This is a genomic window from Pseudoalteromonas sp. NZS127_1 (genome assembly GCF_015864295.1).
In the GTDB taxonomy this organism is placed as follows: domain Bacteria; phylum Pseudomonadota; class Gammaproteobacteria; order Enterobacterales; family Alteromonadaceae; genus Pseudoalteromonas; species Pseudoalteromonas arctica.
Map to the genome: position 1 here is coordinate 41,032 of NZ_JADYXO010000016.1, position 20,897 is coordinate 61,928.

Genomic DNA, 20,897 nt, shown 5'->3' on the forward strand with positions numbered 1-20,897 from the left:
ATTAGTTAGCTACCACGTTAAGTAGTTTGCCTGGTACGTAAATAATTTTACGAATAGTTGAGCCATCTGTAAATTTAGTGACGTTAGATTCAGCAAACGCAAGGGCTTCTACTTGCTCTTGAGTTGCACCAGCTGCCACGGTTAACTTAGCGCGAAGTTTGCCATTTACTTGCACGATGATTAATTTTTCATCTTCTACAAGAGCCGACTCGTCAACTTTTGGCCACGCAGCATCTAAAATCTCGCCTTCTTTACCAAGCTCTTTCCAAAGCTCATGTGATAAATGCGGAGTAATTGGTGCAAGCATAATAATTAATGCTTCAAGTGCTTCATTAGCAATCGCTACATCTTGTTTGTCGCTCAGTGGTGCTTTTAATAACTTATTAGAAAGCTCCATAATAGCGGCAATAGCGGTGTTAAAGGTTTGACGACGTTCAACATCATCAGTCACTTTAGCAATGGCTTTGTGTAAGTCGCGACGTAATACTTTTTGTGGGTTAGTTAGCGCTGATTTATCAAGTGCTTGGTAACCTACTGTTTTAACGTCTACCGCGTATTTCCATACACGCTTTAAGAAACGGTGTGCGCCTTCTACGCCCGAGTCTGACCATTCAAGCGTTTGCTCTGGTGGTGCTGTAAACATCATGAATAAACGCACTGTATCTGCACCATACTGGGCAATTACATGTTGTGGGTCTATACCGTTGTTTTTAGACTTAGACATTTTGCTCATACCTGATGAGAATACCGGTTCACCATCTTCTTTGTGCCATGCTTTAGTTACACGGCCTTTATCGTCGGTTTCGGTGTTTACATCAGTTGGCGAAATCCAAATGTCGCCGCCTTTTTCATCTTTACGATAAAATGTTTCAGCAAGTACCATACCTTGACAAAGTAAGCGGTCAAACGGCTCGTCTGAATTTACTAAACCAAAGTCACGTAATAATTTATGGAAAAAGCGCGAGTACAATAAGTGTAAAATTGCATGCTCAATACCACCAATGTATTGGTTTACTGGTAACCAGTAGTTAGCAGCCGCTGGATCTAGCATGCCTTCGTCGTAGCGTGGGCTACAGTAGCGTGCGTAGTACCAAGACGATTCCATAAAGGTGTCAAACGTATCAGTTTCGTGAAACGCAGGTGCGCCATTTACGGTTGTTTTAGCCCACTCTGGGTCTGCTTTAAGTGGTGAAGTTACACCGTTCATTACCACATCTTCTGGTAGTCGAACGGGTAGCATATCTTCTGTTGCGGCAAGTTCTTTACCATCTTCATCGCTAAGCATTGGAATTGGAGAACCCCAATAACGCTGACGGCTAACACCCCAGTCACGCAGGCGGAAGTTTACTTTACGCTCACCAACGCCTAGTGCTTCTAATTTGTCGGCAATCGCTTTAAAACCAGCTTCAAAATCAAGGCCGTTAAATTCACCCGAATTTACAAGTACGCCTTTATCAGTAAACGCTTCTTCTTTTAGGTTTACTTCAAGGTCTGAACCCTCAGCAGGTGCAATAACTTGTTTTATATCTAGGCCGTACGCCGTTGCAAACTCAAAATCGCGTTGATCGTGTGCAGGTACTGCCATTACAGCGCCTGAGCCATAATGCATTAATACAAAGTTAGCAACCCAAATTGGTACTTGCTCGCCCGTTAATGGGTGAGTGGCGTAAAAGCCTGTTGCTATGCCTTTTTTCTCCATTGTTGCCATGTCTGCTTCGGCAACTTTGGTGTTTTTGCATTCTTCAACAAACATTGCAATAGCATCGCTATTTTTAGCGGCTTCTTGTGCAATAGGGTGGCCACCGGCAACAGCAACATACGTAACACCCATAAAGGTATCTGGACGAGTTGTGTATACGCTAAATGTTTCGTCGTTATCGGTGCGTTTAAATTCAATATCACACCCTTCAGAGCGGCCAATCCAGTTACGCTGCATTGTTTTAACTTGCTCTGGCCAATCTTCTAACTTGTCTAAATCGTCAAGTAGCTCTTGTGCGTAGTCAGTAATTTTAATAAACCACTGTGGAATTTCTTTTTGCTCAACTACAGCACCCGAACGCCAACCGCGACCGTCAATAACTTGCTCGTTAGCGAGTACGGTTTGATCCACTGGATCCCAGTTAACCGTCGACATTTTTTTATACACTAGGCCTTTTTCATAAAGCTTAGTGAAAAACCACTGCTCCCACTTGTAGTATTCTGGATGACACGTCGCAATTTCGCGATCCCAGTCATAACCAAAACCTAATTGCTTAAGTTGGGTACGCATGTAATCAATATTTTCGTAAGTCCACTTAGCGGGTGCTGTTTTGTTTTTAATAGCAGCGTTTTCTGCAGGTAACCCAAACGCATCCCAACCCATAGGTTGCATTACGTTTTTGCCTTGCAGGCGCTGGAAACGAGAAACAACATCACCAATGGTGTAGTTACGCACATGACCCATATGCAGTCGACCACTCGGATAAGGGAACATAGAAAGGCAGTAATACTTTTCTTTGCTCTCATCTTCAGTGACTTTAAATACCTGGTTTTCTTCCCAGTAGCTTTGTACTTTTGACTCTATATCTTGCGGGTTATATTGCTCTTGCATCTATGGTTCCAGACTTCTTGCAAACTAATAAAAAATTGCCGTTAGGATACCCCAAATAAAACACTATTCACAGCGTCAAAAACATGCTTTTATTAAATTGTAACTTTCAGTGCAGGTTAACCTGCTTTTTTATAGTGTGGTTAGCTAAAGACATAAGTTACAGACTGATTTAACAGCAATTTTGAAGGAGTAAAAAATGACTGATTACAAAACATGGCTTAGCAGTTTTACCCATTGGATAAAAGATGTAAAAGAGCATGGTTTAAAAGATGTGGTTTCTGGGTTTGTTGAATCTGAGCAGGCGCTTAAAGATTTAAGTCAAGAAAGATATGAGCTCTATAAAAGCTATTTAAAGAATGATATTGAACATATAGTAGAGAACGAATCACACTATAATTCGCTTGCATGGCAAGAGCTTAAAGAGTCTCTTTGGTTTGAACTTTCGCATATAGAAGATAAAACCCAGCTTGAGTGGCAATCTTTAAGTCAAGATTTTAAGCACAATGGTGTGTATCACGCAGGCGAATGGATAGCCATGGGCACATTAGTATGTAAGAATTGCACCCATAGTTACGATGTTTATCACGCTACACAAATTACACCGTGTATTGAATGTGATGGAATCTATTTTAGTCGTAAGGCACTGCACCCTTAAATATAAGTATTAAGTGGCTGCGGGCCACTTAATACGCCCAAAGGCCAGCGAATATGCTGGTAAAAAAAGAAGTTAGAATGACGAAAAAATTGCTGCCACTATCTGTTTCAAAGCTCGCACCGAGTATTTCTACTAATCACGTAAACACGTGCATGAGCAATCCATACCCAGAGCAACTTACGTTTATAGGCCAACAACGCGCCCAAAGTGCTTTAGATTTTTCATTAGGGATGGAACTGCCGGGTTACAACGTTTATGTAATGGGCGAGGCTGCTCACGGGCGCTTTACGCTTGTTAAAGATAAACTTAAGCAACACGCAAAAGACCGCTCAACGCCAAACGAATGGTTATACGTAAATAATTACGATGATCACAGAGAGCCCATTGCGCTGTTTATGCAACCAGGGCAAAGCAAGCAACTTAGTGACGATATAGATTCATTTTTAGATGAAGTGCTCGACACCTTTCCAGCTGCATTTGACAACCCAGCGTACCAACGTAAGAAAAAATCAATCGACCGTGAATTTAACGACGCCTACGACAGTGCTATTACCGCAGTAGAAATTGCGGCGTTTGAGCAAAGCGTTGCATTAGTTGAAGAAAAAAATTCAGTCGGGTTTGCACCACTTGTAGATGGTAAACAATTAAGCGACAGCGAATTTGGCGAACTTGAAGAAACGTTACGTGAAGAGTTTTTTGAAAAAATTGAAAAGCTAGAAGATGCATTAATAGAAGCATTAATAGAACTGCCACGTTGGAAACGCGAATCAAAAGAAAAACAACGCAACCTTAAAAAATCGACTGCAGAGCAAGCCACTAAACCACTTTTAAAAGACTTAGAACATAAATATGCCACGCATATTGGTGTACTGCGCTATTTAAAAGATATACGCGTTGAAATTATAGACGCGGTACTTGAATGGCTAGATGACGAAGATGAAAGTGAAGAAAGCAAAGAAGACTTTGATCGCAAAGGCATGCTTACCGACTTTTTTGCACCTAACATTTTAGTTGAGTTTAAAGAGGACGACGCAGCACCGGTTGTGTACGAGCCCAACCCAACGTTTGGCAATATATTTGGCAAAATTGAGTATTCAACATCGCAAGGCTCTTTAATTACCTGTTATCGCTCAATTCAGGCTGGTGCATTGCATCGTGCTAATGGCGGTTATTTAATTATGGACGCTGAAAAAATCATGGCAAACCCACAAGTGTGGGATGGTTTAAAACTCGCGTTAAAAACACATCAAATTAAAAACGATTTACCGTACCAAGACAGCACAGTAGGGACTAGCTTTACACTTCGCCCGCAGCTTATACCGCTTGATGTTAAAATTATTTTATTAGGTTCGCGCGAGTTGTACTACACCATAGGTGAATACGATGAAGAATTTGCAGAACTATTTAGAGTATTAGCCGACTTTGATTACTACTTGCCAAGTAGCGATAAATTGCAATACCAGTTTATTACTAAAGTAACCGAGTATTGCGAGCAAACATTAAAGTGCACTGCAACGCAGGCTGCTATGGTGCGTTTACTTAAATTTAGTTACCGCCAAGCTGAGCATCAAAATAAATTATCAGCGCGTTTTGCTGATGTACTTGAACTTATTGCAGAAGCGAGTTACTACGCAAAACAAGACAAATTAGCCGTTATTGACGCGCACCATATTGACGAAGCCATTGAAGGCAAGCAATACCGTACCGGCCAAATTAGCGAAAATATGCTCAGTGATATAAAAGAAGGCCACACACTTATTGCAACCGACGGCCAAGCCATTGGTAAAGTAAATGGCTTAACCGTATTACACATTGGCGATACCTCATTTGGTACCCCTGCGCGTATTACGGCAACGGTTTATGCTGGCGCCGATGGCGTAATAGATGTTGAACGCGAAGCTGAGCTTGGTAAAGCAATTCACTCAAAAGGTGTTATGTTGCTTACCGGTTATTTAGGTAATAAATATGCGCAGCACTTTAGCTTAACGCTTAGCGCTAATATTGCCATTGAGCAAAGCTATGGTTACATAGATGGCGATAGCGCATCTTTAGCAGAGCTGTGTGCGCTTATTTCGTCTATTACAAGCCTACCTATTAGCCAATCAATTGCGCTTACAGGCTCTATAAACCAACATGGTGATGTTCAAGCCATTGGTGGCGTAAACGAAAAAATAGAAGGCTTTTTTAAACTGTGTAAAATGCGTGGTTTAACAGGTTCGCAAGGCGTTATTATTCCTAAATCAAACCAAGTTAACTTAGTGCTTGATGACGAAATACTTAATGCGGTTGAAGCGGGTAAATTTAATATTTACGCAGTAGAAACCGTAGACCAAGCGCTTAACTTATTAATGGATATAGAAGCTGGCGATATTATTGATGACCAGTATCCAGAAAACTCAGTAAATGGCATTGCGCTTGCTCGTCTTAAAGAAATTGCCGACATAGTTAATGGCGATGATGACGACGAAAAAGACGAAGAGCCAGATAACGAAAAGTAAAACAACGAAAAAGGTTAATGATGATCAATATAATTTTGGCGGTGGTTATCGCCATTTTTTGTTTTTTAATATTTCAAAATAGTAAAAAAGCAAAACAACAAGCAGGCATAAATGCACAAATAGGTGCAGATTACTTAGCGGCTAACGCAAAAGTAGAGGGCGTGGTCGAAACCGCATCTGGCCTACAGTATAAAGTAATCCATAAAAGCGATAGTGAAAACACACCACCCCCAAAAAGTATGGTTAACGTGCATTACCATGGCACGCTAATCGACGGCACTGTGTTTGACAGCTCAGTAGAGCGTAAAACACCGATTAGCTTTGGTTTACACCAAGTTATTAAAGGCTGGACTGAAGGCTTACAGCTTATGAGTCCCGGCGACAAATACACGTTATACGTACCGCATCAATTAGCGTACGGCGAAAAACGTGTAGGGAGTATTCCTCCTGCCTCAGTACTTATTTTTGAAGTAGAGTTACTGGCAATTGAGTCTTAGTGATCAAATAACAAGGAAGTAAATTATGAATAAAGATGAATTACTTAAAATAGCCAAGGGTGATATTAACTTTACCTTTCAATCTATTATTTATGCATTAGCGCTATGCTTACTAATTGCAGCTGTTTTTTTACTAGAGATGAGCGTTAACCTACAAATGGGTTTAATAGTTTGTATTATCGGTGTGTTTGCCATGACTATTTATAATAATTTAAATACTCGCCTAAATGCAGCCCTTGCTCTTATTGCACTCTCGCAAGATAGCCAGAGCACTAAGTAACGAGTTAGTTTAATAAATTGGTATAAGCCCTACTTTAATAAAGTGGGGCTTTTTGCTTTTAGCTAACAATAAAATTTACTTAAGGATTTTAATACGAGGTCGATACCTATAATAGTTACAAAGCTATTTTAGGGATAAAATAATGAAGATTTCACCGACTCCCATTCCATACCAAGTACACAACCCAAATACTCAACCTTTAGCGCAATCAGATAAACTATCTGTTGAAAAAGCGAGTGGAGAAAATAGCGAGGAAGAGAATGAAGAAGAGCCAAAATATGTGTTATCTAAGTTTCTAGATACCAAAGCGCAAGAATATAGTGAAGATAACGCTACGTTTAGCAATCAATATAAAAATCTAGAAAAAGTATACAAGCACTTTACTGGGCGAGTTATTGCGCTGCAAGAACAAATTAGCAAGCTTAAACAAAGTCCCGTACAACGTAGTTTAACTATAAATACTTCTGCAAGTGAGCCGAATAAAAGTGATGCGAGTTTAACTTTAGATGCAGAGCATCTAGGTGCAAAACAATATAAAAACACGCAACAACAAGAGCAAATAGACATGCTAGAGCTGCAACTTGGAGAGCTAAAATCAGAGCAAGCGGCAGTAAAGCAACAAATGGTTGAGTTGGTTATTAGTGAAATGAAAAGGCGAGGTGACGACTATACTATTTAGCGCCATCAACATGCTGGTGGGCTAGCTTTTAAACTCAATTTTACCCACTTCAAGTTTAAACCTACCTTCTTGCTTGCCTGCAATCATAAAGCCTAGCTGTTTTATGTCATCAAAATCAATAATCGGTTGTTGCTCAAGCACGCGACCGCGATACGTTAAAGTAAAATCACTCGGAGCAAAGTTTATATCTACCCATTCATTTTTTACTGTTTTAAATGAGTGGGTGTACGCTGCGCCATCAAGGTAATTGGTAGTTCTGAGTCTAAGCTGATAGGTTTGTCCATCGCCTTTAACACGCAGTGCTATAGCTTTAGTATTTTGGCTTTGTGTATTTAGCTCTGTACGTATTGATGCAAAACCGCCGTTATTATCAAGCGAAACATTGCCTGTAAACAGCAAACTTTCTTGAGTTTGTGTGAATTGGCTATTAGATACACCGCCCATTACTGAGTCGTTAACAACGTACCAGCGCTGGTTTGCATTAGCTTGTGCACTTACAACTAATAAATTAAATACAAAAAGTGATGATAGTTGTTTGGTGATCATGGTTTACTCCTAAGTACTTTAAGCTTACCAATACGGATAAACATATTATTTGTTCACTTATTTAAAGCTAATTATTTTTACGGCTCCATTTTTCCATGATTTTTTCAAACATAATTTCTTTATCAGTTTTATCCTCAGGACAGGGTTTACCGCTACCTTGAGGCATGCCATTACTACCAAATACGGTTGAAGTATCAATTAAATAGCATTTACCGTTAAATTTTTCTAATCGTCGTGTGCCTGCTGTATTTTGGCTAATAACTTCTGAATTAGCAGATTTTACTGGCGTTTTAATAGTGGGATTATTGTTTATCTCATCATTTTCAGAGCTTTTATCTTCACCAAAGGAGACCATTTTTTTATGAGTCATATTATTTACAGGAGAGCCAAATAGCGGCGCGTATGGATTTAGCTTTTTAAATGTTTGAGAAACTTTTGTTGTAGGCTCTGAAGGCGCGGCTAACTGGGGTTCAACAGGTTTTACAGGCTCTTTTTTAAGCTCAGTTTGTGCCTGTGGTAACGTGGTGGTTTTGGCTTGCGTTTTTTTAGTCACCTTTACTTTGGCTTTTGTAGAATCTTTTTTTATAGGTGTAGTGTTAGAGGTCGCTGCATTTGGTGCATCAGTTTTAGTATTTACAGGTTTTATATCAGGCGCATTAGTTGTTGTAACAATTGAGCTTGGCTTAGGTAGGCTTGCTAAATTAACCGTAACATAGGCCTGTATTATTGCGCTTTTTTCCTCCTTTGGCGGCGCAACGTTAATAGATTGCGAAAACAAAAAGTACAACACTATAGCGTGTATACATAACGAGATGACCCACGGCCATGCATTCCCTTTACTCACATTAAATCCTCAACTTATTAGTGCTGTTATGAGTAATTAAATTACATTTAGTTCACTAACAGTTAGGAGTTGTCGTTGTTTTATTTACTTTAGGTTTACCTTGAGCAAAAAATAAAAAACGCGTAAGTTAACCGGGTTACCTATTTTAATAACAAGAAAAATAATGAAAGCCAAAGAGATAGAACAATTAGAATTATCAAATTCTGAAACCCGAGAAGTTGTTACCCCCTACGCCTTTAAAATTGACAGTGCATTACTAGGCTTGCCTTTAGCTACACCAAGTAGGCGTGCATTAGCGATTATAATTGATGTTGCACTTATATTTTTAGCAGCCAAGCTCAGTGCGGCTTTAATCGCATTTGTCGCTGCAATGGCTTTTTATAAAGGCACTGCGCAACAGTACTTACCTAAAATGTCGTCGTTTTGGCGAAGAACCCTAAAAATTTTTGCAGCAAGTTTTTTATTTGTAAGCGCACTTACTGTGCTTTCAATTGGCATAGATTACCTAGAAGACGATAACGCTGATCAAGGTCTAGCTGTTCAGGGCGTAAAAATACAAGATGAAATTCAGCTTACCGCCACAGAAAAGCAACGGGTAAATACTTATTTAGCGCAAACAGCCGATGAAAGCTGTGATCAACCTTGCCAGCAAAATGCGCTTGATAATTTAATAGGGGAAGTACCCAAATTAGCAAAAATGAATGACCTACAAAGCCCACAACTTGCTACCGTATTTTTACAGCTATTAGTGCTCAGTGAAAATAACGAAATACAACCGGCACAGTTAATAGAAGAAAAGCCAGCACAAACAACTACTAACAGTATTTTGCAGTGGAGCAAAGGCATTATTCAAGACCTAGGCTTAGGGTTTGGCTGGGCTGCTGTTTACTTTACGTTGTTCTCGTTACTTTGGCGCGGGCAAACACCAGGTAAAAAAGCATGTAATATTCGCGTGGTCGCCCTAAGCGGTGAGCCATTAGGTTTATTAGATTGTTTTGGTCGCTATGGCGGCTACGGCGCAGGCTTTGCAACCGGGCTATTAGGGTTCCTGCAGATATACTGGGATCCAAACAGACAAGCCATTCAAGATAAAATATCGGCGACAGTGGTTATTAAAGGTAACTTGAATCAAGTTGTGGATGTTGAAACCGTTGTAGATGCAGTGAAAGAGTAATAAAAACTAACAAGATTATAAAAAAGAATAGCTATAAATAAAAAAAGGTCTAAAATTAGGGCTTAATTTAGTTCTTTTTAGGTGTTTCATGAGACAAGTTTTAGCTGATTGTTCGGCAAGTATTTCAGAACTTAAAAAAAATCCAACAGCGCTTTTAAATGAAGCAGATGGCGCTGCAATAGCCATATTAAATCATAACAAGCCTGCTGCTTACTTAGTACCTGCACCAATGTATGAGCTAATTATGGAACAACTGGATGATTATGAACTAACTAAAGTTGTTGAGAGCCGCAGAGGTGATTTATCTCAAGCGGTTGAAGTTAGTATAGATGACTTATAAGTTAAAGTTTTTACCTGCGGCGTTAAAGGAATGGGGGAAGCTAGCGGCCCCACTTAAAAGTCAGTTTAAAAAGAAACTTACTGAGCGCTTAGACAACCCACATGTGCCTGCATCCAAGTTGCGAGGCTTTGATAATGTTTACAAAATAAAATTGCGTACGGCAGGGTATCGCTTAGCTTACGAAGTTATTGACAACGAAGTTGTGGTTTATGTACTTGCAATTGGTAAGCGCGATAAAGATGCGATATATAAAAAGTTAGCGTCGCGAATTAAGGAATAGCAATAAAAGCGGTGTTTTGATTGTTGAAAGAAAGCCAGACGTTTCTTCTTGGTTTGTTATTAATACAAGGATATGTATGAAAGTCTTATCAATAATATTTTTATATTTATTTTTTACAGTAAATGTAAATGCCTCAGAGTCTATTATTTTAGCCAAAACCTATCAGCTAAAATCTACTATTTTAAATGAACAGCGTAATTATAGTGTTTATTTACCGCTAAGCTACAGTGAAAACCCGAATCAAGTATATCCTGTGATTTACTTGCTTGATGGTGACCCAACCCATTTAAAAGCAGTTGCTGGACTGGTGGAAGCGCTCAGTACAGAGCGGCTAGAGCAGCAAATACAAGAAGCTATTATTGTTGCTATTCCTAACAGTAAAAATGCGATAAGAGAGCGCGACTTTACCCCTACAAATGTAGATTGGACATTTAACGGTCAGCTACTCGAAAAGTTTGAAAATATTGGCAACGCCGCAAATTACAGCGCCTTTTTTGAAAAGGAACTCATTCCACTCATTAATAAAAAATATCGCACATCAAATAAACGAGTTTTAATTGGCGAGTCTTTCGGTGGCTTGTTTGCCAGCTATGTATTGCTTATCAACCATGCGCTATTTACAGATTACTTAATTATTGATGCCACGTATCTTTGGGATAATAACTATCTCAATCGTTATTTTGATGAGAAGCAACTAATAAATAAGCTGCTTAAAGGTAATGTGTATTTTACCTTTGCAAATAATGCCGAAGCGTTTGGTGAGATTGGCAAAACAAATTACCAATGGGGCTTAGAGTTTGCTAAAAGATTAAAAATGCATTCAAGTAATAATTTACATATAAATCAACGTTACTTTGAAGGTGAAACTCATGGCACAGTCGCTGCGCTTAGCTGGTATTATGGGTTGAGAAAATTATTGCAGTTATGAAGTGTTAATGATCTTTAATTTATTTAAGCTTAAAGCTAAAGTCACCTTTATTATTAAACAAAAAAATGGAGCGTAGTTAAGTGATTGAACCTGTGAAAGAGTTAAACAAAGCAATTAATGCAGATTTAAATTTAGCTCCGCCTATCGATACTGCTTTAGCAAGTTGTAAAAAAACGCTAGTAATTATTTCATCAGTGTTATTAGCCCTTACTTTCTCAGGCGCGAAGGTTACAGAGGCAAATACTTTTATTTTTAAAATTACATTTACTAACCCTACAGGTATTAATACTCTTTTACTGTTATCGATTGGATATTTATTACTCCGATATAATTCTATATCTCACTTCTATACAGATAATTATAAAAAACAATTCGCTACAAGAGTTTTGGATAATAAGTTTTTTAGAAGGTATGACAGTTACAATGATGTAGTTGATGGATTTATCCCTGATTTGCTTAAACCAAAAAAAATATATCTTAATGATGATAAATACAAACACAGCAGTCATAGCTATTTAGACTATGACCTTAAAGTAAGGTTATTTTTTAATGCTTATATCGACCTTACTGAATATGACGAGCATGGCAACCCACGTCTATATAAGTTTTATTTAATAGACTCGAAAGATAAATTTCAGTATTTATTCGCACTCGGTATTATGTTTTCTCACTGGTTTCTGGAACAATTTCGTCAACGTGACTTTTTAGAGTTATATAGTCCAATGTTTATCGGATTCATAGCAGTATACAGTAGTGTATGGGTGAGGTTAGCATCATAAATTTTGAGCTTTGACTTCTAATTTAATACTGAGAGCTGAACTTCAACAGCGATCAGTATTAACTTATTTTCTGAACCTAGCCCCAAACCCAATAACTCCCATCAACAACACAAATCCCCACACAAACATGTTTCCATACTGGCTGTACACGCTATCGCCTTTTATAAGCTTAATGTTGGCTTTTAATATGGTAGCTTCAAACTGAGGCATGGTTTGTTGTGTGTGGCTTATAGGGTCGTATACGGCGCTTACACCATTGTTAGTAACACGCACTAGAGGGCGTTGTAGTTCGAGCGCGCGCATACGGGCTATTTGCATATGTTGCAAAGGCCCAATGGAGTCGCCAAACCAGGCATCGTTACTTACAGTAAAGAGTAGGTCGGAGTCGCTTTTGTAATTACCGCGTACTAAATCGGCAAAAACAATTTCGTAGCAAATAGCGGGTAGTAGGTTAAAGCCATTGGCGCGTAAGTTGTTTTGTACTTTATCGCCACGCGTAAACGACGACATAGGTAAATCGAATAACGGGGCAATAGGGCGCAGTAAATCTTGAAACGGTACAAATTCGCCAATAGGTAATAGCTGGTGTTTTTGATAGCGGTTTTTATCTAGGTAACGGTAATGCCCATGCTCGTCGTCGCGTTCTTTATTACCGACCACAATAAGTGTATTGAATATGTTTTTAGTATCGCGTTGGTAGTCAACAATACCGGTTACAAGGGCGGTTTTATTAAACGAGGCTGCACTGTCTAAATTGGCTAGGTAGGAATCAGCAAGCATTTCTATTTCGGGCACTGCGGCTTCTGGCCATACTATTAAGTCGGCATCCCAGTGAGGGCGCGTCATGTCTTGGTATTTGCTCATGGTGGTCCAAAACTCACTTGGCTCAAAGCGCAGGTGTTGTTGTATGTTTCCTTGAACGAGTAATACCGACATGTTTTTATCTGTGTAATGAATACTGCCTGTGGTATTTGCGCCTGTAAAAATGAGCGCAACAGCAATGGCCGTAACAACAGGGGTTTTAAAATCTTTTTGGGTTAAGCGATAAAGTGAAAAACCAATTGCTATACACACGAGGGTTAAGCCAAACTCGCCAATATAAGGGGCAAGCAGCCTGAGTGGTCCGTCGGTTTGTGTATAGCCAAAACTTAACCACGGGAAACCGGTAAGTACGGTACCACGTAAATACTCACTAATTGCAAAGCAAGCAATGAGTAATGCACCAAAGCTTTTAGGGCCAGTGGCAAAGCGTGTGGTTGCCCAAAAGGCAAGGGCTGGAAATAACGCTAAGTATGAGCACAAAAAAGCCATTAACGAGAGCGACGCTATAAGCGGCATACCGCCAAAGGTGGCAATAGAAACATGGACCCAGCTTATACCTGCACCAAACCAACCTAGACCAAATATAAAGCCATATTTAGCAGCGGTTTTTGCGTGTGCTTTACCGGTATTATTAGGGTTAATGCAAAAAATTATGGCACCAAGGCTAATAAATACAATGGGCCAAATTTCAAAGGGGGCATAGCCAAAAGTTAAAACAAGGCCCGCAACCAGTGCGAGCCATGCTTTTTTATCTTTTGCTAATAGGGTAAGTCTAGTTAGCAGTTTCTTCACTGTCGTTATCATCATCCTTAGGAACGGTGACTTGCAGTTGCAAAATACGACGATTGTCGGCGTTGGTTACTTTAAATTGGTAACCTTCTATGTCAATCGTTTCCCCACGGCTTGGCATGTGGCCAAATGCGTGCAGTACAGTTCCACCAATAGTATCGGCTTCGTCTGTGCTGTAGCCTGTTTTAAAATGCTCGTTAAAGTCATCTACAGGTGTGAGTGCTTGCACTACGTGAACATGTTTAGCAAGTCGACGAATATCTTGATGTTCTTCTTCTTCGTCGTGCTCATCTTCGATTTCGCCAACAATTATTTCAAGAATATCTTCAATCGTTACTAAGCCCGATACGCCGCCGTATTCGTCAATAACAACAGCCATATGGTAGCGTTGCTGACGAAATTCGTTTAGCAGTGTATCAACACGTTTGCTTTCAGGTACTACCATTGCTGGGCGTAAATAATCGCGTATTGATGGTAAGTGCTCGTCTTTATTTAAGATCAGTGGCAATAAATCTTTAGCGAGCAAAAAACCTTCTACATGATCTTTATCTTCAATCACCACCGGAAAGCGTGAGTGAGTTGAGTCAACCATCATTGGAATTAGCTCTTCAAGCGGTTTGTCGATCTCAAGAGTGATCATTTGTGAGCGCGGAACCATTATGTCTCGCACTTTAAGCTCAGACACGCCAAGCACACCTTCTATCATCTCTTTTGTTTCTGGATCGATTACGTCTCGTTCTTGCGCATCGGCAATAACTTCGACCAGCTCTTCTCTATTCTGGGGTTCCCCTTGCAACATTTGAGCTATTCTGCCCAACCACGTTTTGCCAGAAGAACCCTGGCTAGATTGCGAGTTACCGTCGCTCATTGCGTCTAATTGCTCCGTTAATTTAAATATCGTCCCGGTATGGGTCTGCTATGTTCAGCTCTGCAAGTAATTGCTTTTCTATGCTTTCCATCTCTAAAGCATCGTCACTCTTTATATGGTCAAATCCAAGCAAATGCAAGCATCCGTGAATAACCATATGAGCAAAGTGGTCATGAAATGACTTCTCTTGCTCAATTGCTTCAGCTAATACAATGGCTGGGCAAATAATTAAATCACCAACCAAGGGAATATCTATTCCTGGTGGTGCTTCAAATTCGAACGACAGTACGTTGGTCGGTTTATTTTTACCACGATAGTCGTTATTAAGCTGTTGCGATTGCGCTTCGTCGCTAATAACAATACTGAGCTCTGACTCATCACGATATTGGCTAAGGGCTTTGTCGGCCCACAGTGCAAATTGCTCTTCGCTTGGGAGGTTGTCAAACTCACACGCTATTTGTAAATCAAGTTCGGTTGTCAAAGTATTACTCTTTAGTAGTAGGCTGTTGAAGAGCAGCAAGTGCGTCTTTTGCATTTTGCTTTTCAATGCGCTTTAGTCGCTCGCTTTCGTCGTTACGCTCGTAGGCTTCAACTATGCGTGCTACAACAGGGTGGCGTACTACGTCTTGGGCTTTAAAGTAGTTAAAGCTAATTTCGTTTACACCATCAAGTACTTCCATTGCATGGCGAAGGCCTGAGCGTGTACCACGTGGTAAATCAACCTGTGTAATATCGCCTGTAATAACCGCTTTTGAGTTAAACCCTATGCGAGTTAAAAACATTTTCATTTGCTCGGCGGTGGTATTTTGGCTTTCATCTAAAATAATAAATGCATCGTTTAAAGTACGTCCGCGCATGTAAGCAAGCGGTGCGACTTCAATGATATTTTTTTCGATGAGCTTTTCTACTTTTTCAAAACCTAGCATTTCAAAAAGCGCGTCGTAAAGAGGGCGCAGGTATGGGTCTATTTTTTGACTTAAATCGCCGGGTAAAAAGCCAAGCTTTTCGCCCGCTTCTACAGCAGGACGCGTTAATAATATACGGCGTATTTCTTGGCGCTCAAGGGCGTCAACGGCGGCAGCAACGGCAAGGTAGGTTTTACCAGTACCAGCAGGGCCAATACCAAAGGTAATGTCGTGGTGTAAAATATTAGCCACATAAACACCTTGGTTATCGTTACGTGGTTTAATTACACCACGGCGTGTTTTAATCACCATATCTTTGCCATAAGCGCTGCTTGATGCGTCTTGCTCTAGGGCTTTTGATTCGGTAATAGCTAAATGAACGGCGTCGGGTTCTATTTCGCCTAACACACCACGTACTGGCTGAGTATCAACATAAAGGTTTTTTAAGATTTCTACAGCGCCGGCGCAGTTGTGTAATTTACCGGTTACTTTAAAAAAGTTGTCACGGTGAATTATTTCAACAGCCAGATGGCGTTCAATTTGTTTGATGTTTTCGTCAAACGGGCCACATAAAGAAGAAAGGCGTTTGTTATCGGCAGGTTCTAAATAAATCTCTAACGTTTTTAACTGATTACTCAAAATTGCTTCCTATAGTACTGCGCCAGTATTAACTGGCGCTAATAATTTTGACTAAGGAACGAAAGTAGCTACGCCAATTTCGTTAACAGTGTCTGGTTTTGGCTCTGCAGCTGCAGCTTTAGTTAAAATAGCTGAAGGCGCGATTTCACGTCGTAAGTTCATTTCTGATTCTGTACGAATTAAGTCACCACGTAAAGAATTAGGTAGTGCTTCGGTAATACGTACGTCAACAAACTGTCCGATCACTGTGTGTGGGCCAACAAAATTTACTACACGGTTATTTTCGGTACGGCCACGTAATTCCATTGGGTTCTTTTTAGAAGGACCTTCAACAAGTATACGTTGCTCTGTATCGAACATTTGGCGGCTAATTTGCTGCGCCATTTGTGTAATACGGTTTTGTAGTAAGTATAAGCGTTCTTTTTTCTCTTGCTCTGTTACGTCATCTGGTAAATCTGCCGCTGGTGTACCTGGGCGTGCACTGTAAATAAAGCTAAAGCTCATATCAAAACCAATGTCGCTAATAAGCTTCATGGTTGCTTCAAAGTCTTCTTGGCTTTCGCCTGGGAAACCAATAATGAAATCTGACGACATGCTTAAGTTAGGACGAATTTTACGTAACTTACGAATAGTCGATTTGTATTCAATTGCCGTATGGCCACGTTTCATTAGGTTTAATATACGATCTGAACCACTTTGTACTGGTAGATGTAAGTGATCTACAAGCTCTGGTACATCGGCGTAAACGTCGATGATATCAGGCGTAAATTCTACCGGGTGCGATGTGGTGTAACGGATACGGTCAATACCATCAATAGCTGCAATAAGACGAATTAAATCTGAGAAGTAACAAATTTCGCCATCGTGCGTGTCACCGCGGTATGCATTTACGTTTTGGCCAAGTAGGTTTACTTCACGTACGTTTTGCTCTGCAAGTTGTGCAATTTCAAGTAGTACATCATCTACTGGGCGGCTAACTTCTTCACCGCGAGTATATGGTACAACACAAAAAGTACAGTACTTAGAACAGCCTTCCATAATTGATACAAATGCAGATGGGCCATCGGCTTTTGGCTCTGGTAAACGGTCAAACTTTTCAATCTCTGGGAATGAAATATCAACAACCGATGAGCCTTTGTTGCCTTGCACTTGTTTAATCATTTCTGGTAAACGGTGCAATGTTTGCGGGCCAAAAATAACATCTACAAATGGTGCGCGTTGGCGAATAGAGTCACCTTCTTGTGAGGCAACACAACCACCTACACCAATTATTAAGTCTGGCTTGTCGTCTTTTAACAACTTCCAACGACCTAACTGGTGAAATACTTTTTCTTGCGCTTTTTCACGAATTGAACAGGTGTTAAGTAAGATTACGTCGGCATCTGTTGCATCATCAGTTAGCTGGTAGCCGTTGGTGGCATCTAAAAGTTCAGCCATTTTCTGAGAGTCGTATTCGTTCATCTGACAACCCCAGGTTTTAATATGCAGCTTTTTGCTCATTGAAATATTGCCTCGTGTTCAATTCGATAGTGGCACAAAAATGTGCTAGAAACAGGATTAAGGAGCAAGCATGCTCACTTAAAGGAGGCGTATTTTAGCTGGATACCCGCCCAGATCCAAGTATAGTTTTCATGTTTGTGATCTCAAATCAATACAGGGCGAGTTTAATGTGCTGTTAGGGATATCCTCTGGTATAAAACAAATTAATTTTGATACAATCAAAACAGACTCAAGTAATAATAAAATGATGAAAAACATGACCAAAAATAATGTGATAGTAGTGGGCGGGGGCATGGTTGGCGCGGCTATGGCGATAAAGCTGGCTCAACAAGGCTTTGGCGTGCGCATAATCGAAAAACACCTTATAGACCCATCACACATTCTTAGTAGCGATAAGGTGGATATTAGAGTGTCGGCTATTAATCGTTTTTCAGAAAATTTACTTGATGAATTAGGGTCAATGCCTCTTTTAAGGCAAAACCGCATAGCACCTTATCAACAATTAGAGGCTTTTGAGCGCGGTGGTGACAATTTATTATTTGATTGCGCCGACATAAACACGACACATTTAGGCCACTTGATTGAAAATAGTTTAATTCAAGCAAGTTTGTGGCAGCAATTTGGGCATTATAAGATTGAGGTTGTTGAGCAATCATTGCCGGTAACTAAAATAGAGCAAACGGATGATTTAATTACGCTTGTGTATGGAGATCAAACCTATACAGCTGATCTAGTAATTGCCGCCGATGGCGGGCAATCGCAACTGCGTGCTAAAGCTAATATTGGTATTACGGGTTGGCAGTACCAACAGCATTGCATGGGGGTATTAATTAAACTTGATGCCCCGCAACAAATTAAAACATGGCAACAGTTTACACCAACCGGGCCATTAGCATTTTTACCAATGCAGGCACCGTACGCTAATTTAATTTGGTACGACGATGCAAATACATTGCAAGCATTTAAAGGGCTAAACCGAACTCAGTTAAAAACGCACATACTGAATAAATTCCCAGAACTTGCTGGAGACTTTGAAGTACAAACCCATGCAGTATTTCCGCTTACTCGCCAACACGCTAATAATTATTCGCAAGGGCGCTTGGTTTTAGTGGGCGACGCTGCACATACAATTAACCCACTTGCAGGGCAGGGCGTTAATTTAGGTTTTCAGGACGTAGTGGCACTTGCTGAGGTTTTAAACGAAGCAGGAGATATAGGTTGCCCACTAAAACTTAAAGAATACGAGCGAGCTCGCCGCAGGGCTAATTTATTAATGATGAGCATGATGGACGCGTGTTACTTTGGGTTTTCTAATCAAATTACGCCACTTAAATGGGCACGCAGCCAGTTTTTAAAAATGGCTAATAATACGGGGCCAATAAAAAACTGGGTTTTAAAATACGCAATTAGTGGTGATTTAGGCTAAATTTAAAGTAGATATTAGAAAGGCTCATTTATGAGCCTTTTTTTATGTCTGTTTTTAAGTCAGCAAATAGTGACTCGGCTATATTGAACACGGTTTTAATTTAACTGGTGTTACATCACTAAATCGCAATTTAATAACTTTAAAGAGCCTGTGTGTGGATAATTTTTTTACAGTAATAATTATTTTAGGTGCGCTACTGCTTGTTGCTAGCTTAAAAACAACCGTTAAAGTTTGCAAAAAAACATCGCAAAGAGCATGGAGTGTACTGCTATGCGCTATTATTTTTTTTATTATAGGGTATTGGTGGATACTCTATTATTTTTCAAACCACGACATTGCACCCGTCGTTATGAATATGGTGGCTATGTTGTTACTTGGCGGTGGTGGGTTTGTTTTTTTAGTTATTAAACTGAGCTTAAAAAGTATTCTTAAAATAGAGCAAGCAACGCAGTATCAAAAATATCAAACTGAGCACGATAACTTAACAACTCTACCTAACCGCGATAAATTTTTTAAATCTTTAAGTAAACAAGTTGAATATCCTTCCCCATTTTCACTATTTTATATCGACTTAAATAACTTTAAACAAATTAATGATGCGTTTGGGCATCAGTGTGGTGACCAACTCTTGGCTGCATTTGCCAATAAACTAAATAAAGAATTATGCGGCATTGCTAAGTTATATCGAATAGGTGGCGATGAGTTTGCTTTTTTATTGCATACCGATACAGATGAAAGCATGAATTATTGTGTAAACATTATAAACTCAGCCGTCAAAAGTCCGTTTTGTACGAATGAGCAAATGGTTAAAATACAATTAAGTATAGGCGTAAGCCGTTTTCCTGATGATAGCCGATTGCCCGATCAGCTATTAAAAAAAGCTGACTTGGCACTGCATGAAGCTAAAAAAACATTTCAACCTTTGGTAAATTACTCATCTGCAATAGGTAAACGAGCTGAGGACTTTTTTGATTTATCAGCCAAAATTAAAGTGGCATTACATAAAGATGAGTTTGAGCTTTATTTACAACCCATAATGGACTCTAAAGATCTGCAATTACATGGCCTAGAAGCGCTTATCCGATGGCCGCAAGATGATGGTAGCTTTATTAGTCCAGAAAAGTTTATAACCGTAGCTGAGCGTACAGGGCTTATTTTTCCTTTATCGAAATGGGTTGTACAAGAAGCCGTTAATCATATTAGAAAGCTCAAGCTATTTGGTTTCAGCGGTACTATACATGTCAATTTATCAACGAAAGATATTGAAAGCAGCGAGTTTTACGATTTTATAATTAGTTTACTCGCAACCGACCCTACATTAAGCGACTCGTTAATTTTTGAAATTACAGAAGGTGCAATGATGACAAATATACCGGCTGCTAGAAAAATGATGCAACAGTTGAGTATGCGCGGGTTTAAATTTAGTGTTGATGACTTTGGTACTGGCTTTTCGTCACTGTCGTTATTAAGAGAGCTGCCAATTAATCAAATAAAAATTGATCAGTCGTTTGTCAAAGATATGCTTACTAACTCACCTGATTACGCCATTGTAGAATCTACATTGTTTTTAGCGAGTCGATTAAATTGCGATGTAGTTGCTGAAGGAATAGAAACTAAAGAGGTAGAACAGGCGTTGTTGAGTCTTAACTGTGATTATTTACAAGGGTATTTATATAGCAAACCAATAAATATAGATGAATTTATAAATGTTTATTTAAGTGCAGAAAAAGTAAGTTGAATTTAATGAGTATTGAGAAGTTTTAGACAGGGGAATCAAATTGGCTGGGATACCAGGATTTGAACCTGGGAATGCCAGGATCAAAACCTGGTGCCTTACCGCTTGGCGATATCCCAACTA

20 protein-coding genes and 1 tRNA gene are annotated in these 20,897 nt (G+C 39.7%); 12 read left to right on the forward strand and 9 right to left on the reverse strand.

Features of this window, described 5'->3' with window-relative positions:
• Window position 1: 1 nt before the first annotated feature.
• Window positions 2-2,590: a leucine--tRNA ligase gene (gene leuS, locus I6F50_RS14295; RefSeq protein WP_166419146.1), complete on the reverse strand. Its 2,589-nt coding sequence runs from the start codon at window positions 2,588-2,590 to the stop codon at window positions 2-4.
• Between the two features lie 196 nt (window positions 2,591-2,786).
• Here leuS and I6F50_RS14300 point away from each other — a divergent pair, with 196 nt between their 5' ends.
• The 5 genes from I6F50_RS14300 to I6F50_RS14320 all read left to right on the forward strand — a co-directional run bounded on the left by I6F50_RS14300 (window position 2,787) and on the right by I6F50_RS14320 (window position 7,199).
• Window positions 2,787-3,245: a zinc ribbon-containing protein gene (locus I6F50_RS14300; RefSeq protein ID WP_007585575.1), complete on the forward strand. Its 459-nt coding sequence runs from the start codon at window positions 2,787-2,789 to the stop codon at window positions 3,243-3,245.
• A gap of 77 nt (window positions 3,246-3,322) precedes the next feature.
• Entirely contained in the window at window positions 3,323-5,743 is a 2,421-nt protein-coding gene (locus tag I6F50_RS14305) for a Lon protease family protein (RefSeq protein WP_231609626.1), read from the forward strand.
• A gap of 20 nt (window positions 5,744-5,763) precedes the next feature.
• On the forward strand, window positions 5,764-6,240 hold the full coding sequence (locus I6F50_RS14310) for an FKBP-type peptidyl-prolyl cis-trans isomerase (protein ID WP_197176547.1): 477 nt from the start codon (window positions 5,764-5,766) through the stop codon (window positions 6,238-6,240).
• A gap of 25 nt (window positions 6,241-6,265) precedes the next feature.
• Complete coding sequence (locus tag I6F50_RS14315) at window positions 6,266-6,520, forward strand: hypothetical protein (RefSeq protein WP_197159988.1); 255 nt, start codon at window positions 6,266-6,268, stop codon at window positions 6,518-6,520.
• A 142-nt stretch (window positions 6,521-6,662) separates the two neighbouring features.
• The gene (locus I6F50_RS14320; RefSeq protein ID WP_197159986.1) at window positions 6,663-7,199 is read left to right on the forward strand and encodes a hypothetical protein; all 537 of its coding nucleotides are present in this window, start codon (window positions 6,663-6,665) and stop codon (window positions 7,197-7,199) included.
• Between the two features lie 21 nt (window positions 7,200-7,220).
• Here the strand turns inward: I6F50_RS14320 and I6F50_RS14325 are convergent, their stop codons facing one another.
• Window positions 7,221-7,745, reverse strand: a complete 525-nt coding sequence (locus tag I6F50_RS14325) for a CIA30 family protein (RefSeq protein WP_197159981.1) — start codon at window positions 7,743-7,745, stop codon at window positions 7,221-7,223.
• Window positions 7,746-7,812: 67 nt separating this feature from the next.
• Window positions 7,813-8,589, reverse strand: a complete 777-nt coding sequence (locus tag I6F50_RS14330) for a hypothetical protein (RefSeq protein WP_197176549.1) — start codon at window positions 8,587-8,589, stop codon at window positions 7,813-7,815.
• A gap of 163 nt (window positions 8,590-8,752) precedes the next feature.
• Here I6F50_RS14330 and I6F50_RS14335 point away from each other — a divergent pair, with 163 nt between their 5' ends.
• The 5 genes from I6F50_RS14335 to I6F50_RS14355 all read left to right on the forward strand — a co-directional run bounded on the left by I6F50_RS14335 (window position 8,753) and on the right by I6F50_RS14355 (window position 12,090).
• Window positions 8,753-9,763: an RDD family protein gene (locus I6F50_RS14335; protein ID WP_197176550.1), complete on the forward strand. Its 1,011-nt coding sequence runs from the start codon at window positions 8,753-8,755 to the stop codon at window positions 9,761-9,763.
• An 88-nt stretch (window positions 9,764-9,851) separates the two neighbouring features.
• Window positions 9,852-10,103: a type II toxin-antitoxin system Phd/YefM family antitoxin gene (locus I6F50_RS14340; RefSeq protein ID WP_033029102.1), complete on the forward strand. Its 252-nt coding sequence runs from the start codon at window positions 9,852-9,854 to the stop codon at window positions 10,101-10,103.
• Entirely contained in the window at window positions 10,093-10,383 is a 291-nt protein-coding gene (locus tag I6F50_RS14345; protein ID WP_197176551.1) for a type II toxin-antitoxin system RelE/ParE family toxin, read from the forward strand. The genes I6F50_RS14340 and I6F50_RS14345 overlap by 11 nt, the downstream gene beginning before the upstream one ends.
• A 76-nt stretch (window positions 10,384-10,459) precedes the next feature.
• Window positions 10,460-11,311, forward strand: a complete 852-nt coding sequence (locus tag I6F50_RS14350) for an alpha/beta hydrolase (protein ID WP_197176552.1) — start codon at window positions 10,460-10,462, stop codon at window positions 11,309-11,311.
• Window positions 11,312-11,391: 80 nt separating this feature from the next.
• Complete coding sequence (locus tag I6F50_RS14355; RefSeq protein WP_197176553.1) at window positions 11,392-12,090, forward strand: hypothetical protein; 699 nt, start codon at window positions 11,392-11,394, stop codon at window positions 12,088-12,090.
• Window positions 12,091-12,153: 63 nt separating this feature from the next.
• Here I6F50_RS14355 and lnt read toward each other — a convergent pair whose 3' ends face one another.
• Genes lnt through miaB form a run of 5 tightly spaced genes read right to left on the reverse strand, consistent with a single transcriptional unit; the run spans window position 12,154 to window position 17,613 of the window.
• Window positions 12,154-13,704 carry an apolipoprotein N-acyltransferase gene (gene lnt / locus I6F50_RS14360; protein WP_197176554.1) on the reverse strand — a complete coding sequence of 517 codons (1,551 nt, stop codon included), beginning with the start codon at window positions 13,702-13,704 and terminating at the stop codon, window positions 12,154-12,156.
• Window positions 13,685-14,569: a CNNM family magnesium/cobalt transport protein CorC gene (gene corC / locus I6F50_RS14365; RefSeq protein ID WP_165728904.1), complete on the reverse strand. Its 885-nt coding sequence runs from the start codon at window positions 14,567-14,569 to the stop codon at window positions 13,685-13,687. The genes lnt and corC overlap by 20 nt, the downstream gene beginning before the upstream one ends.
• A gap of 22 nt (window positions 14,570-14,591) precedes the next feature.
• Window positions 14,592-15,050 carry an rRNA maturation RNase YbeY gene (gene ybeY, locus I6F50_RS14370; RefSeq protein WP_002958542.1) on the reverse strand — a complete coding sequence of 153 codons (459 nt, stop codon included), beginning with the start codon at window positions 15,048-15,050 and terminating at the stop codon, window positions 14,592-14,594.
• Between the two features lie 4 nt (window positions 15,051-15,054).
• Complete coding sequence (locus I6F50_RS14375; RefSeq protein ID WP_165728903.1) at window positions 15,055-16,113, reverse strand: PhoH family protein; 1,059 nt, start codon at window positions 16,111-16,113, stop codon at window positions 15,055-15,057.
• A 51-nt stretch (window positions 16,114-16,164) separates the two neighbouring features.
• On the reverse strand, window positions 16,165-17,613 hold the full coding sequence (miaB, locus tag I6F50_RS14380) for a tRNA (N6-isopentenyl adenosine(37)-C2)-methylthiotransferase MiaB (protein ID WP_165728902.1): 1,449 nt from the start codon (window positions 17,611-17,613) through the stop codon (window positions 16,165-16,167).
• Between the two features lie 169 nt (window positions 17,614-17,782).
• Here miaB and I6F50_RS14385 point away from each other — a divergent pair, with 169 nt between their 5' ends.
• Together I6F50_RS14385 and I6F50_RS14390 are read left to right on the forward strand one after the other, a co-directional pair.
• A complete protein-coding gene (locus I6F50_RS14385; protein WP_197176555.1) occupies window positions 17,783-19,039 on the forward strand; it encodes an FAD-dependent monooxygenase in 1,257 nt (418 codons plus the stop codon).
• A 154-nt stretch (window positions 19,040-19,193) separates the two neighbouring features.
• Window positions 19,194-20,777, forward strand: coding sequence for a bifunctional diguanylate cyclase/phosphodiesterase (locus I6F50_RS14390; RefSeq protein WP_197176556.1), 1,584 nt, complete (start codon window positions 19,194-19,196; stop codon window positions 20,775-20,777).
• Window positions 20,778-20,818: 41 nt separating this feature from the next.
• Here I6F50_RS14390 and I6F50_RS14395 read toward each other — a convergent pair.
• A tRNA-Gln gene (locus tag I6F50_RS14395) sits at window positions 20,819-20,893 on the reverse strand.
• Window positions 20,894-20,897: the final 4 nt, after the last annotated feature.